Here is an 11,949-nt window from a genome sequence, read left to right as displayed (position 1 = left end):
TACCGAGTGGACGCATGCCTGAGCTACCTGAAGTCGAAACCACGCGTCGCGGTATCGCGCCCCATGTCGAAGGCCAGCGCGTGGAGCGCGTGGTGGTGCGTGATCGGCGGTTGCGCTGGCCCGTCCCGGAGGACCTGGATACGCGGCTTTCCGGCCAGCGCATCCTCAGCGTGGACAGGCGGGCCAAATACCTGCTGATCAATGCCGAAGCCGGCACGCTCATCGCGCATCTGGGCATGTCTGGCAACCTGCGACTGGTGCCGGTGGGCCAGGCACCGCTCAAGCATGAACACGTGGATATCGAACTGGAGTCCGGCCTGGCGCTGCGTTACACCGACCCCCGCCGCTTCGGTGCCATGCTCTGGAGCAGCGACCCCCACGCTCATGAGTTGCTCACCCACCTGGGCCCGGAGCCGTTGACTGACGCCTTTGACGGTGATCGACTGTTCACCTTGTCGCGCGGGCGAAGCGCGGCGGTGAAGCCGTTCATCATGGATAACCAGGTTGTGGTAGGCGTAGGCAACATTTACGCGACCGAGGCGTTATTCGCGGCAGGCATCGACCCTCGACGCGCCGCCGGGGGTATTTCACGCGGGAGGTACCTCAAGCTTGCCGTGGAGATCAAGCGCATCCTGGCCTACGCCATCGAGCGGGGAGGAACCACCTTGCGGGACTTCATCGGTGGTGACGGCCAGCCGGGGTATTTTCAGCAGGAGCTGTTCGTGTACGGCCGTGGCGGCGAGTACTGCAAGGTATGCGGGAAGATACTAAGAGAAACACGCCTTGGGCAGCGGGCCAGCGTATATTGCCCGGGATGTCAGAAATAATTCGCCGGCTCACCGCGGGCGCCGCGCTGATATAGTGAATTGACCTTGCAGTCGCTTTCCCCGTGGGAAAAAGGAAGCCACATGAAGCCGTTCCGTGCCCTCTCATTTGCCGTTGCACTGGCCATGGCGCTGCCATTCGCGCCGGCCATGGCTCAGTCAACCCAAAGCAATTCCAGTGGCGACCCGGTCTACGACGTGCAGGCCCCGCCGGCGTACGCCATGATCGGTGACCTGGTAATCGCCCGGCCGCTGCTGATCGCCGCTACGGTGGTTGGCGCCGGCGTTTTTGTGATTTCGTTACCGTTCACTGCCCTGGGCGGTAACGTTGGGGCAGCAGGCAAGGCCCTGGTGGTAGACCCAGGCAAGGCGGCCTTTGTGCGGTGCCTGGGATGTACGGAAAGCGGCTACAACCGGCAAAACTGATGCCGGTCAGGCATTGCCGGTGATCCGCTGGTACTTGGCCATCAGTTGATCGTGGCTTTCCGGGTTGGCTTCATCCAGTGGGATGCAGTCGACCGGGCACACCTGTTGGCATTGCGGCTCGTCATAGTGGCCTACGCATTGGGTGCACAGGTTCGGATCGATGACGTAGATCTCTTCGCCTTGTGAAATCGCAGCGTTCGGGCACTCAGGTTCGCAGACGTCGCAGTTGATGCAATCGTCGGTGATGATCAGGGACATGAAAACTCCAGCCCGGGCTGGCGCCAGGGCGATCAAGAACAATGCGTGCATTTTGCCCCAATAACCGGCGCCTTGCACGCCGGCATGTGGGGCTCAGCCCTTGAAGCGCTCCTTCAAGGCATCGGCAACGGCAGGGTGCACGAACTTGCTGATGTCCCCGCCAAGCGCCGCGATTTCGCGCACCAGCGTGGAGGAGATGAACGAGTAGCGCTCCGAAGGCGTCAGGAACAGGCTTTCTACGTCCGGTGCCAGTTGCCGGTTCATGTTCGCCAGCTGGAATTCGTATTCGAAATCCGAAACGGCACGCAAGCCGCGTAGCAGCACATTGGCGCCTTGCTCCTTGGCGAACGAGGCCAGCAAAGTAGAGAAACCGACCACTTCGACATTGGGCAGATGGCCGGTCACTTCGCGTGCCAGCGCCACACGCTGCTCCAGCGTGAACAGTGGGTTCTTGCGAGGGCTCGCGGCGACGGCGATCACAACGGTGTCAAACAGGCGGGAGGCCCGCTCGACCAGATCGCCATGGCCCTTGGTAATAGGGTCGAAGGTGCCTGGATACAACACTCGGTTCATCGCGTCGTCCTGAGAGGGAAGCCGTTAGGGACTCGGATGGTAGCGCAGCCACCCGCACACGCGCCAGCCATGGCGCCCATCAGGCACCGAGGACATCAACAGGCAGTCGCGGCCAATAGCCCTGCCGGCGTGGGATCAGCGTAGAACCGGCGCACGTCTATGCCAGCGCTGTAATGAAGGCTTACTTCATATACCAGCCGCAAAACCTGGATCGAATCGCCACCCAACTCAAAAAAGTTGTCCTGATCGCCCACAACATCGACGTGCAAATGTTTTTTCCACAGGGCGACTACATCATCACGCGATAAATTCATTGCAGCCTCGTTGGCACGGGTGTTGGCTTACGGCTGCCAACGGCCTGTGTGTAACGCTAGTGGTGGCACAGCGCCACGTCAAGCAGAACCGTTGCTATCGGGGGCGCGCCCGGCAAATCCGCACGGCGGCGCATAGCTGTGTCACTATGGATAAAACAATGACAATCGGGCCGGGAGAGCCACACAGTGAAGGCGTCTACGAGAACCCGCGAGCGCATCGCCCGGATAAGCCTCCAACTGTTCAACGAACAAGGCGAGCGCAGTGTGTCCACCAATCACATTGCGGCGGCAGCGGATATTTCTGCGGGTAACCTGTACTACCACTTCAACAACAAGCAACAGATCGTTGCCGTGCTTTTCGCCGACTACCAGGCGCGCATTCTGGAGGCGCTGTTGGCGCGCCCACCCGCCGGCACTGATGTAGAGCCCCTGCGGCATTGCGTAAGCGTGGTGATCAATGCCATCTGGGATTATCGGTTCATCTACCGAGACCTTGAGCACCTTGTGGAAGTCGATCCCGAACTGGCTGCCCGTCATCGAACCTTTTCGGTGGGCTGCCTGCGCGAGGGGCGTGGTTTGCTTGACCATCTTTGCCAGGCGGGCGTGCTCGACATGAGCGCGGCGGAGCAACAAACCGTAGCGGTCAACGCCTGGCTGATCCTTACGTCCTGGGTGCGCTACCTCCACACCACCTTGCCATCCTCTGCGGCCATTACCCCCACTGCGGTACGTCGTGGTGCATGGCAGGCGTTGAGTTTGTTGCAAGCCTATGTAACGGCTGGAGCGGCAAGCTCGTTCGCTGCGCTGATGGATGAGTTCAAAGGAAGCAGCCGCGCCGAATGCGGCACAACCGAATGCGGCCCAACCGAGCGAAGTGTTTACCCGGAACTTCAGCCAGAACCGTGACTCAATCCTGCATTTCCCAGGGAACCTGCCATGCCCATCGCCCAACTGATTTCGCCCCTGCAACTTCACCAGCGGCTTGAAGAGCCGGGCCTGGTCATTCTTGATTGCCGCGCCTCGCTGGATGACCTGGATTACGGCCGCCGTAGCTACGCCCAAGGGCACATCGAAGGGGCGAGGCTGGCGGACCTGGAGCGCGACCTCAGTGGCAAGGTAGTGAAAGGAGTAACCGGCCGGCATCCCCTGCCCAGCCCCGGGCACTTGCTGGAGCGTTTTCAGGCATGGGGCATCAACGCCAATTCCGATGTGGTGCTTTACGACGACGGCCCAGGTGCCTTCGCCGCGCGGGCGTGGTGGCTGCTCGTGTGGTTGGGCAAGCGTAACGGCCTGTATATCCTCGATGGGGGCCTCAAGGCATGGCACGAGGCACGCCTGTCGCTGAGCCTGAACCCACCGCCCACCGAACGTGGGCATCTGAGCGGCAAGCCTGACAGCGAGCTGGTGGTCACTGCGCAGCAGTTGCATGAACGGCTGGGCGCAGGCGTGACGCTTCTGGATGCCCGCGCCGAGCCCCGGTTCAAGGGTGAGGCTGAGCCAATCGACCCTGTTGCCGGGCATATCCCCGGCGCGCATTGCCTGGACTTCAGCAAAAACTTGCAACCGAGCGGCGCATTCCTGCCGCCCGATCAACTTCGCGAGCGGTTCAGGCCGTATCTGACCCAAGCAGAAAGCGGTGGCCAGGTTGTAGCGTATTGCGGCTCTGGCGTAACCGCGTGCCATAACCTGTTCGCGATGTGCCTGGCGGGCCTGCCATTGGCCAAGCTGTACGCTGGCTCCTGGAGCGAATGGATCACCGATTCCCAGCGGCCGATCGCAACCGGGCCGGGCAGCAATGACCAAGGGCGTTAGACGCCCAAGCTACCCAAGGCTGGATAGCCATTGCGGAATGCGCCGCTCCAGATAGTATTCGGGGCGCCGCAGGCTGCCTGATACAAACCCTACATGCCCACCCGCCGCGTGCCGCTCGAATGTGGTACCCGGCGCCAGCTCGTCTGCCGATGGCAGGCTGTGGGGAAATACGAAGGGGTCGTCCTCGGCCTGGATCAACAGGCAGGGCCGCTGTATCTGCTTGAGGTAATAACGGCTCGACGCCTGGCGGTAGTAGTCCTGCGCGCCGTTGAAGCCATGTAGCGGGGCAGTAATGCGCCCATCGAAATCCCAGAACGTACGAATGCCGTCCAGCGGCCCTAGGGCCGATAGGGCTTCGATGTGCTGGACATGGCCTTCCTGTTCGAAGCGCTGGCGCTTGTGCTTGAGGTAGCCGAGCATCTCTCGCATGAAATGCGCCTGGTAGATTTTCGAAAAGCCCAGCCCTATACGGTCGGCGCACTGGTCGAGACGGAAAGGCACTGAAACGGCCGCCCCGGCGCGTAGCGGGCAGGCACTGCCTGTTTCTCCCAGGTATTTGAGCAGGATGTTGCCCCCGAGGGAGTACCCCACGGCATACAAAGGGGCCAGCGGCCGACGGGCCTGCACCAGCTGCACCACTTCGGCCAGATCCTCCGTGGCGCCGGAGTGGTAGCTGCGGGGCAACAGGTTGGGCTCCCCCGAGCAGCCTCGCCAATTGAGCGCGACACTTGCCCAACCCTGAGCTGCCAATGCGCGCTGCAGGCCGAGCACATAAGGGGACTGCGAGGAGCCTGTAAGCCCATGCAGAACCATCACCAACGGCGCGTCTGCCCTGTGAGGCCCATGCCAATCCACATCGATGAAATCGCCATCGGCCAGCCATAGCCGCTCGCGGGTTCGGTCCAGAGGCGGTTGCTTGCGCCACAACGGCCCCCACAACGTTTGCAGGTGCGGGTTGCCCAAGCCTCTGGCAGGGCGAAACACAGGTGCTGGCATCCCCATGATGACGCTTATCGCCCCTTCGCCCACAGCGCGTAATACACCTGGCCAGCCTGTTTTTCACGATGTAGCTGCCAGCTTGGCGGCAAGCCGAGCGTGGAAGGCGGTGCTTCGCTTTCGGTGTAGATCCAGGCCTGCTCCGCCAGCCAACCCTTGGCCTCGAGCAGCTCACACACCGGCTGCAGCAAGTTCTGGTGGAAAGGCGGATCCAGGAACACCAGGTCGAACGGGTGGGCCGGCTGGTTTTCGAGATAGCGAACGGCATCGCCCTGAACCAGCTGCCCTACCGGGCATTTGAGCAGGTCGAGGTTCCCTCGAAGGCTTGCGATGGCCACAGCGTTGTTATCGAGCGCCAGCCCCATGGCCGCGCCTCGGGACAGCGCTTCGAGATACAGCGCGCCGCTGCCGGCGAAGGGGTCCAGCACCCGGGCGCCGGCCACATAAGGCGCCAGCCAGTTGAATAGTGTTTCGCGAACCCGGTCCGGTGTAGGCCGCAAGCCTGGCCCGTCCGGGAAGGTGACGCGACGGCTGCGCCATTCACCACCGATAATGCGAAGTTGACCCTGGCCGCCATCGGGGCCGGATTTGGCAGGTTGAATAGCCATCAGTGCTCCGGAATACCGAGTGGAGGCTCGGTGGGATGATCGGTTGGAGGGGGCAGGGAATCCTGTGGCAGCGTTGGCCCTGCGGTAATCACAAGCATGTTGTCGGCATCCAGGTGTCGACGCATCGCATCTCTGACCTGCTCGGTAGTGAGCTGCTGGGACTGTGCCATGAAGTCCTCCAGGTACGAGGTGGGCAGGCCGTAGAAGCCCATGCTGCCCAGCTGGCCGACAATGCTTGCGTTACTGGCATTGGACAACGGGAAGCTTCCTGCAAGTTCCTTCTTGGCGGCGGCGAGCTCGGCTTCGGTGGGGCCGTCGCGCAGGTAATCGCGAAGCACCTGGCGCACCAACTCCAGCGTGCCCTGGCTGACCTGGGCACGCGTCTGCAGGCCGATGGTGAACGGGCCTTTGGCCTGCATGGGCGAGAAGCCCGAGTACACCCCGTAGGAGAGGCCGCGGCGCTCCCGCACTTCGGTCATCAACCGGGTGCCGAAGCCGCCGCCGCCGAGGATCTGGTTGCCCATGGTGAGCGCGGCGTAGTCGGGATCGCTGCGTTCGATGCCCAGCTGGCCAATCAGCAGATGGGTCTGCTTGGAAGGGAATTCGATATGGCGAGTGACTGCCGCAGGTGGCTTGGCCGCTTGAACAGGGGCAAGCGCCGGGCCCTTGGGTAGCGCCTGGGATACCTGCTCGGCCAGTGCTTCGGCCTGGGAACGGTCGAGGTCGCCCACCAGCGCGATCACCGCGTTCCCTGCCGCGTAGGCACGCTTGTGGAACGCACGCATCTGTTCGACCGTGATGGCCTTGATGGCGCTCGCATTGCCTTCGCTGTCATGCGCGTAGGGGTGGGCCCCGTAAAGCGCGGCCATGAAAGCCTCGTTCGCCAGGTGGCCCGGGTTCTGCTTCTGGTACTCGAAACCGGCGAGCAGCTGGTTCTTGATCCGGGCCACGGAGGCGGCGGGGAACGTGGGATGGCCGAGCACTTCGCTGAACAGTGCCATGGCCGGCTCGCGTTTGGCCGGCTCTACCAGGCTGCGAAGGCTCGCCACGGCCATATCTCGATACGAGCCATTGCCGAAGTCTGCACCCAGCCCTTCGAAGCCACGTGCGATGGCGTCGACGTCCTTGCCTGCCACCCCTTCGTTGAGCATGGCGTTGGTCATCAGCGCCAGGCCTGGAGAGTGCTCATCCCGGGCGCTGCCGGCTGCAAAGGTAACCCTCAGGTCAAACATGGGCAGCTCGTGGGCTTCAACGAACAGCACGCGCGCGCCGGCTTTTGTAACCCAGCGCTGAACGTTCAGCTGCCGGTACGCTGGCGTGGCGGCCTCGGCGCTGGCAAGTGTGGCCAGGTGTGGGGCGGTCGAGGGTTGCTCGTCGGCATGAAGCGAGGCGCTTGCGCCGAGCGTGAGCGCGATGAGAAGGGCCGCGAACGGGCGATGGTCAGTCATGTGGCGCTGCCTCCGGCAATACATGGGCAACCGTAAGGCGGCTGTGGGTGAAGTACGTGCGCGCGGCTTGCTGGATGTCTTGAGGCGTAACCTGGTTCAGCGCGTCCATTTCGGTGTCGAGCAGCGTCCATGGCAAGCCGACGGTTTCCAGCTGCCCGATGGCGGTTGCCTGGGCAGTGATCGAATCCCTGTCGTAAACCAGCCCCGCAATATATTGCGCGCGTACCCGCTCCAGTTCTTCCGCGGAGGGCGGTGTGCGCTTGAGGTCATCGAGCAGCCCCCACAACGCTTTTTCCGCGTCCGCGAGCGTTTTGTGTTTTTCAGCGTTCGGTGTGGCCGAGAGGGTGAACAGGCTGTCGCCGCGCTCATAAGCGTCATAGCTGGCCGATGAGCCGGACACCACCTCGGCGCCTCGCTCCAGCCGGGAGGCCATGCGCGCGCTGTAGCCGCCGTCAAGCAGGGCAACGGTGAGGCGCAAGGCCTGAACACTGCGCGGGTCCGCGGCCGTTGCCGCGCCTGGCACGTTGAAGGCCATCAGCAGGCTGGGCAACTGAGTGCGTACCGGTAGCATGAGGCGTCGCTCGCCGGGCTCGGCCAGCTCCACCGGCCGCTTGGCAACAGGGATGGGCCGCTGCGGGATGCTCCCGAAGAACCGCTCCGCCAGTGCCTTGACCTCGTCGGGTTGCACATCCCCAACCACCACCAGCGTGGCGTTGTTCGGCGCATACCAGGTGTGATACCAGTCGCGCGCGTCCTGAACCGTCACACGCTGAAGGTCGGCCATCCAGCCGATGGTGGGCGTGCGGTAACTGCTGGAAGGGTAGGCTGCGGCTTTGAACAGCTCGAAGGCTTTCTGCGAGGGCTTGTCATCGGTGCGCAGCCGCCGCTCCTCCTTGATGACTTCGATTTCCCGCGTGAACTCTGCTTCCGGCAGGGCGAGGGTGGCCATGCGGTCGGCTTCCATTTCCAGGGCGACCGGCAACCTGTCACGGGCCAGCACCTGGTAAAACGCGGTGTAGTCGTCGCTGGTGAACGCGTTTTCCTCGGCGCCGAGGTCGCGCAGTACCCGGGACGCCTCGCCCGGGCCCAGTTTGCTGCTGCCCTTGAACATCATGTGCTCAAGTACGTGGGACAGGCCGGTCTGGCCAGGCCCTTCGTAGCTGGAGCCCACCTTGTACCAGAGCTGGGAAACCACTACCGGCGCGCGATGATCCTCGCGTACGACCACCTTCAGCCCATTGGCCAGTACGTATTCGTGGGTAGGTTGCGCGGCCAGCGCGGTGGCGGCCATGGAGTAGCAGGCCAGGCCTGCCAGGAGCCCGGCGAGGCGGCGAGAGAGAGCGGTCATGTGATTATGGAACCTGTACGAATGCCCCCTTGCCTTAGCGTCGGCGGGCGAGGAGGTGCTAGGATACTGATCCGCCCGGCTGACGGCCACGCCTGTGGCCGCATTCGTCAGCCGTTATCGGCTCCAGATGTTGCACGAACCCGTCGGGCAAAAAAGGGTCTGTTCTGCGACCTTCGGATTTCCAGAAGCGCCCCGGCTGGCGCTTCGCTACCTTGAGATAGCCGCCTTCCATGTTTGGTTCCAGTGACGATAAGAAGACCCCGGCCCCGGCCGGCGAGAAAAAAGGCCTGTTCGGCTGGCTGCGGAAAAAGCCGCAGGAACCCGCTGTTCAGGAGCCTGAGGCGCCCCTCGAGCCGGAAACTCCCGCTCCCGCGCCCACCGCTGCAGAAACTACCGCCGAGCGAGCTGTAGAGCTGGCGCCTGAGCCGGTGTTGGCACCGGAGCCTGCACCCGAGCCCGAGCCCGAGCCCGAGCCCGAGCCCGCAAGCGAGCCCAGCCTGGCGCCACCGCCGGCGCTGGAGCTGCCGGTGCCCGAGGAGCCCGTTGGCATCCGGCCGGAGCCCGACCCCGCTCCGCTGCCGCCACCTACCGCTGCGCAAGCCGTTCAGGCGGCTCACGCCGTGGCTGCCAGCGAGCCCGCTGCGGTGGCAGAGCCCGTTACGGTAGCCGCGCCGGAGGTCGAGCCCGCCGTTCCGGTTCAAGTGGCTGAACCCGTTGCAAAGGCCGGCTTCTTTGCGCGCCTCAAGCAGGGGTTGAGCAAGACCAGCGCCAGCATCGGCGAGGGGATGGCCAGCCTGTTCCTTGGCAAGAAAGCCATCGACGACGACCTGCTCGACGAAATCGAAACCCGCCTGCTTACGGCTGACGTAGGCGTAGAAGCGACATCGGTAATCATCCGCAACCTCACCCAGAAGGTTGCGCGCAAGCAGCTGACCGACGCCCAGGCGCTGTACAAGTCGTTGCAGGGTGAACTGGCCGACATGCTTCGCCCGGTGGAGCAGCCACTGGTGATCGACAAGCAGCAGTCACCCTTCGTGATCCTGGTGGTGGGTGTGAACGGCGCGGGCAAGACCACCACCATCGGCAAGCTTGCCGCGCGCTTCCAGCGCGAAGGTAAAAAGGTGATGCTGGCAGCGGGCGATACCTTCCGCGCTGCCGCTGTAGAGCAGCTGCAGGTGTGGGGTGATCGCAACAACGTGCCGGTTATCGCGCAGCACACGGGCGCCGATTCCGCCTCTGTGATCTTCGACGCGGTCCAGGCGGCAAAGGCCCGCGGCATCGATGTGCTGATCGCCGACACCGCAGGGCGGCTGCACACCAAGGACAACCTCATGGAGGAGCTGAAGAAGGTACGCCGGGTCATCGGCAAGCTGGACGAAGCCGCCCCTCATGAAGTGTTGCTGGTGCTCGATGCCGGTACCGGGCAGAACGCGATCAACCAGGCCAAGCACTTCAACCAGTCGGTTGCGCTTACCGGCCTGGCGCTGACCAAGCTGGACGGTACAGCCAAAGGCGGCGTCATCTTCGCGCTGGCCAAGCAATTCGCCTTGCCCATTCGTTATATCGGCGTAGGCGAGGGCATCGACGACCTGCGTGCGTTCGAAGCCGAGCCGTTCGTTCAAGCCCTGTTTGCCGAGCGTGACCACTCATGATCCGCTTCGAACAGGTCGGCAAGCGCTATGCGAATGGCCACGTAGGCCTGCATGAGCTGAGCTTTCGGGTACGGCGCGGCGAGTTTCTTTTCGTCACAGGGCACTCTGGTGCCGGTAAAAGCACGCTTTTGCGTTTGCTGCTGGCCATGGAACGCCCAACCAGCGGCAAGCTGCTGTTGGCCGGGCAGGACCTTGGCCAGATAAGCAATGCCCAGATCCCGTTCCTGCGTCGGCAGATCGGCGTGGTGTTCCAGAACCACCAGCTGCTGTTCGACCGTACAGTGTTCAACAATATTGCCCTTCCGTTGCAGATTCTGGGGCTGTCCAAGGCCGAGATCGCCAAGCGGGTGGATGCCGCCCTGGATCGCGTATCGCTCGGCGACAAGGGTGATCTGTATCCCGGCGACCTGTCCACAGGCCAGCAACAGCGAGTGGGTATTGCCCGGGCGATCGTTCACAAGCCAGCCCTGCTGCTGGCGGACGAGCCCACGGGGAACCTCGACCCACGGCTGGCGGCGGAAATCATGGGCGTGTTCGAAGACATCAATCGGCTGGGCACCAGTGTGCTTATTGCCAGCCATGACCTTGCGCTTATCGCTCGCATGCGCCATCGCATGCTCACACTGCAGCGTGGCCGGTTGATCGGTGACGGGGAGGCTGGCCAATGAGTGCGACACGTAGCCCGAAGGTGTCCGATCGAGTGGCACCGAAGCCTGCCGAGGCGGCACCTAAAAAACCGCGACGCAACGACGATGACGATGGGCCGGACTTCAGCACCCTGTTCCGTGCGTGGCTTGAAAGCCACCGCGCCAGCCTGGCTGATAGCTTGAAGCGCCTGGGCCGGCACCCGATCGGCAGCCTGTTCACCTGCCTGGTGATGGCTGTAGCGCTCAGCTTGCCTATGGGCTTGTCCTTGCTGCTCAAGAATGTCGAGCGCCTGGGCGGCTCATGGCAGCGGGCGGCGCAGATTTCTCTGTATATGCGCATGGAAGCCGGCAGCCGGGAAGGCGACGCGCTGGTCGAACAGGCCAAGGCGCTGGCGGGTGTAGCGGACGCCGAATTCATCAGCCGTGAGAAAGGCCTGGACGCCTTCCAGCAACAGTCAGGCCTGGGTGAAGCCATCAGGGAGCTTCCGGACAACCCGCTGCCGGGCGTTGTGGTGGTAACCCCGCGAGAAGTCGACAAACCGGCCCTGGAAGCGCTGCGCGAGCAGTTGTCACAGTTGCCCAACGTGGAACAGGCGCAGCTGGATCTGGTATGGGTCGAGCGCCTCGCGGCCATTCTCAAACTGGGGGACCGTTTCGTCTTCGGCCTGGCAGTGCTGTTGATCTCGGCGTTGCTGCTGGTGATCGGCAATACCATCCGGCTGCATATCGAGAACCGCCGAAACGAGATCGAGGTCATAAAGCTGGTCGGTGGCACCGATGCCTATGTGCGTCGCCCCTTCCTTTATATGGGTGCCCTCTATGGCTTCGGCGCGGGTGTGCTGGCCTGGGCGGTACTTGCCTTCGGCCTGGATTGGCTCAATGGCGCGGTGGTCAACCTTGCTGGCCTCTATGGAAGTGATTTTGCGCTGGGCGGGGTTCCTGGCTCGGACGGGCTGTCCCTCTTGCTTGGTGCGGTATTGTTAGGGTATATCGGTGCGTGGATTGCAGTGGCGAGGCACCTCAGGGAGCTGGCGCCGCGTTAA

The 11,949-nt window shown here is 63.2% G+C and carries 14 protein-coding genes; 7 read left to right on the top strand and 7 right to left on the bottom strand.

All coding sequences use genetic code 11. The features are described from left to right. Positions 1 to 14 precede the first annotated feature (14 nt). The gene (mutM, locus tag G7016_RS10510; RefSeq protein WP_181113754.1) at positions 15 to 827 is read left to right on the top strand and encodes a bifunctional DNA-formamidopyrimidine glycosylase/DNA-(apurinic or apyrimidinic site) lyase; all 813 of its coding nucleotides are present in this window, start codon (positions 15 to 17) and stop codon (positions 825 to 827) included. 81 nt (positions 828 to 908) lie between these two features. Further along, positions 909 to 1,250: a multidrug transporter gene (locus G7016_RS10505; RefSeq protein WP_181113752.1), complete on the top strand. Its 342-nt coding sequence runs from the start codon at positions 909 to 911 to the stop codon at positions 1,248 to 1,250. 6 nt (positions 1,251 to 1,256) lie between these two features. On the opposite strand, the gene G7016_RS10500 is transcribed toward G7016_RS10505, so the two are convergent. From G7016_RS10500 to G7016_RS10490, 3 genes are all read right to left on the bottom strand, one after another. Continuing rightward, positions 1,257 to 1,508 (bottom strand): YfhL family 4Fe-4S dicluster ferredoxin, encoded by a 252-nt coding sequence (locus G7016_RS10500; RefSeq protein ID WP_181113750.1) that lies wholly within the window; start codon positions 1,506 to 1,508, stop codon positions 1,257 to 1,259. A gap of 93 nt (positions 1,509 to 1,601) precedes the next feature. Beyond that, positions 1,602 to 2,081, bottom strand: coding sequence for a pantetheine-phosphate adenylyltransferase (gene coaD / locus G7016_RS10495; RefSeq protein WP_181113748.1), 480 nt, complete (start codon positions 2,079 to 2,081; stop codon positions 1,602 to 1,604). A 95-nt stretch (positions 2,082 to 2,176) separates the two neighbouring features. Beyond that, positions 2,177 to 2,395, bottom strand: a complete 219-nt coding sequence (locus G7016_RS10490) for an acyl carrier protein (RefSeq protein ID WP_181113746.1) — start codon at positions 2,393 to 2,395, stop codon at positions 2,177 to 2,179. A 186-nt stretch (positions 2,396 to 2,581) separates the two neighbouring features. On the opposite strand from G7016_RS10490, the gene G7016_RS10485 reads away from it, so the two are divergent. After that, positions 2,582 to 3,301, top strand: coding sequence for a TetR/AcrR family transcriptional regulator (locus G7016_RS10485; protein WP_181113744.1), 720 nt, complete (start codon positions 2,582 to 2,584; stop codon positions 3,299 to 3,301). Between the two features lie 30 nt (positions 3,302 to 3,331). Beyond that, positions 3,332 to 4,207 (top strand): sulfurtransferase, encoded by an 876-nt coding sequence (locus G7016_RS10480; protein ID WP_181113741.1) that lies wholly within the window; start codon positions 3,332 to 3,334, stop codon positions 4,205 to 4,207. A 9-nt stretch (positions 4,208 to 4,216) separates the two neighbouring features. Here G7016_RS10480 and G7016_RS10475 read toward each other — a convergent pair whose 3' ends face one another. Genes G7016_RS10475 through G7016_RS10460 form a run of 4 tightly spaced genes read right to left on the bottom strand, consistent with a single transcriptional unit; the run spans position 4,217 to position 8,607 of the window. Further along, entirely contained in the window at positions 4,217 to 5,209 is a 993-nt protein-coding gene (locus tag G7016_RS10475; protein WP_258195134.1) for a hydrolase, read from the bottom strand. A gap of 8 nt (positions 5,210 to 5,217) precedes the next feature. Beyond that, on the bottom strand, positions 5,218 to 5,811 hold the full coding sequence (rsmD, locus tag G7016_RS10470) for a 16S rRNA (guanine(966)-N(2))-methyltransferase RsmD (RefSeq protein WP_181113739.1): 594 nt from the start codon (positions 5,809 to 5,811) through the stop codon (positions 5,218 to 5,220). Further along, entirely contained in the window at positions 5,811 to 7,259 is a 1,449-nt protein-coding gene (locus G7016_RS10465; RefSeq protein WP_181113737.1) for a M16 family metallopeptidase, read from the bottom strand. Before G7016_RS10465 ends, rsmD begins: the two co-directional genes overlap by 1 nt. After that, positions 7,252 to 8,607: a M16 family metallopeptidase gene (locus G7016_RS10460; protein ID WP_181113735.1), complete on the bottom strand. Its 1,356-nt coding sequence runs from the start codon at positions 8,605 to 8,607 to the stop codon at positions 7,252 to 7,254. Before G7016_RS10460 ends, G7016_RS10465 begins: the two co-directional genes overlap by 8 nt. Positions 8,608 to 8,837: 230 nt before the next feature. On the opposite strand from G7016_RS10460, the gene ftsY reads away from it, so the two are divergent. Genes ftsY through ftsX form a run of 3 tightly spaced genes read left to right on the top strand, consistent with a single transcriptional unit; the run spans position 8,838 to position 11,949 of the window. After that, positions 8,838 to 10,259: a signal recognition particle-docking protein FtsY gene (ftsY, locus tag G7016_RS10455; RefSeq protein WP_181113733.1), complete on the top strand. Its 1,422-nt coding sequence runs from the start codon at positions 8,838 to 8,840 to the stop codon at positions 10,257 to 10,259. Further along, on the top strand, positions 10,256 to 10,927 hold the full coding sequence (ftsE, locus tag G7016_RS10450; RefSeq protein ID WP_181113731.1) for a cell division ATP-binding protein FtsE: 672 nt from the start codon (positions 10,256 to 10,258) through the stop codon (positions 10,925 to 10,927). Before ftsY ends, ftsE begins: the two co-directional genes overlap by 4 nt. Beyond that, positions 10,924 to 11,949, top strand: a complete 1,026-nt coding sequence (ftsX, locus tag G7016_RS10445) for a permease-like cell division protein FtsX (RefSeq protein WP_181113729.1) — start codon at positions 10,924 to 10,926, stop codon at positions 11,947 to 11,949. The genes ftsE and ftsX overlap by 4 nt, the downstream gene beginning before the upstream one ends.

The organism is Pseudomonas japonica, from assembly GCF_013522925.1.
Classification (GTDB): Bacteria; Pseudomonadota; Gammaproteobacteria; order Pseudomonadales; family Pseudomonadaceae; genus Aquipseudomonas; species Aquipseudomonas japonica_A.
Note: the sequence above shows the minus strand (reverse complement) of the source record. Positions and strands in the feature narration are given on the sequence as shown.

Excerpts from the sequence above, each read along its gene's own strand:
- mutM (WP_181113754.1), top strand. The coding sequence starts at position 15 with ATGCCTGAGCTACCTGAAGTCGAAACCACGCGTCGCGGTATCGCGCCC.
- G7016_RS10505 (WP_181113752.1), top strand. The coding sequence starts at position 909 with ATGAAGCCGTTCCGTGCCCTCTCATTTGCCGTTGCACTGGCCATGGCG.
- G7016_RS10500 (WP_181113750.1), bottom strand. The coding sequence starts at position 1,508 with ATGTCCCTGATCATCACCGACGATTGCATCAACTGCGACGTCTGCGAA.
- coaD (WP_181113748.1), bottom strand. The coding sequence starts at position 2,081 with ATGAACCGAGTGTTGTATCCAGGCACCTTCGACCCTATTACCAAGGGC.
- G7016_RS10490 (WP_181113746.1), bottom strand. The coding sequence starts at position 2,395 with ATGAATTTATCGCGTGATGATGTAGTCGCCCTGTGGAAAAAACATTTG.
- G7016_RS10480 (WP_181113741.1), top strand. The coding sequence starts at position 3,332 with ATGCCCATCGCCCAACTGATTTCGCCCCTGCAACTTCACCAGCGGCTT.
- G7016_RS10475 (WP_258195134.1), bottom strand. The coding sequence starts at position 5,209 with ATGGGGATGCCAGCACCTGTGTTTCGCCCTGCCAGAGGCTTGGGCAAC.
- rsmD (WP_181113739.1), bottom strand. The coding sequence starts at position 5,811 with ATGGCTATTCAACCTGCCAAATCCGGCCCCGATGGCGGCCAGGGTCAA.
- G7016_RS10465 (WP_181113737.1), bottom strand. The coding sequence starts at position 7,259 with ATGACTGACCATCGCCCGTTCGCGGCCCTTCTCATCGCGCTCACGCTC.
- G7016_RS10460 (WP_181113735.1), bottom strand. The coding sequence starts at position 8,607 with ATGACCGCTCTCTCTCGCCGCCTCGCCGGGCTCCTGGCAGGCCTGGCC.
- ftsY (WP_181113733.1), top strand. The coding sequence starts at position 8,838 with ATGTTTGGTTCCAGTGACGATAAGAAGACCCCGGCCCCGGCCGGCGAG.
- ftsE (WP_181113731.1), top strand. The coding sequence starts at position 10,256 with ATGATCCGCTTCGAACAGGTCGGCAAGCGCTATGCGAATGGCCACGTA.
- ftsX (WP_181113729.1), top strand. The coding sequence starts at position 10,924 with ATGAGTGCGACACGTAGCCCGAAGGTGTCCGATCGAGTGGCACCGAAG.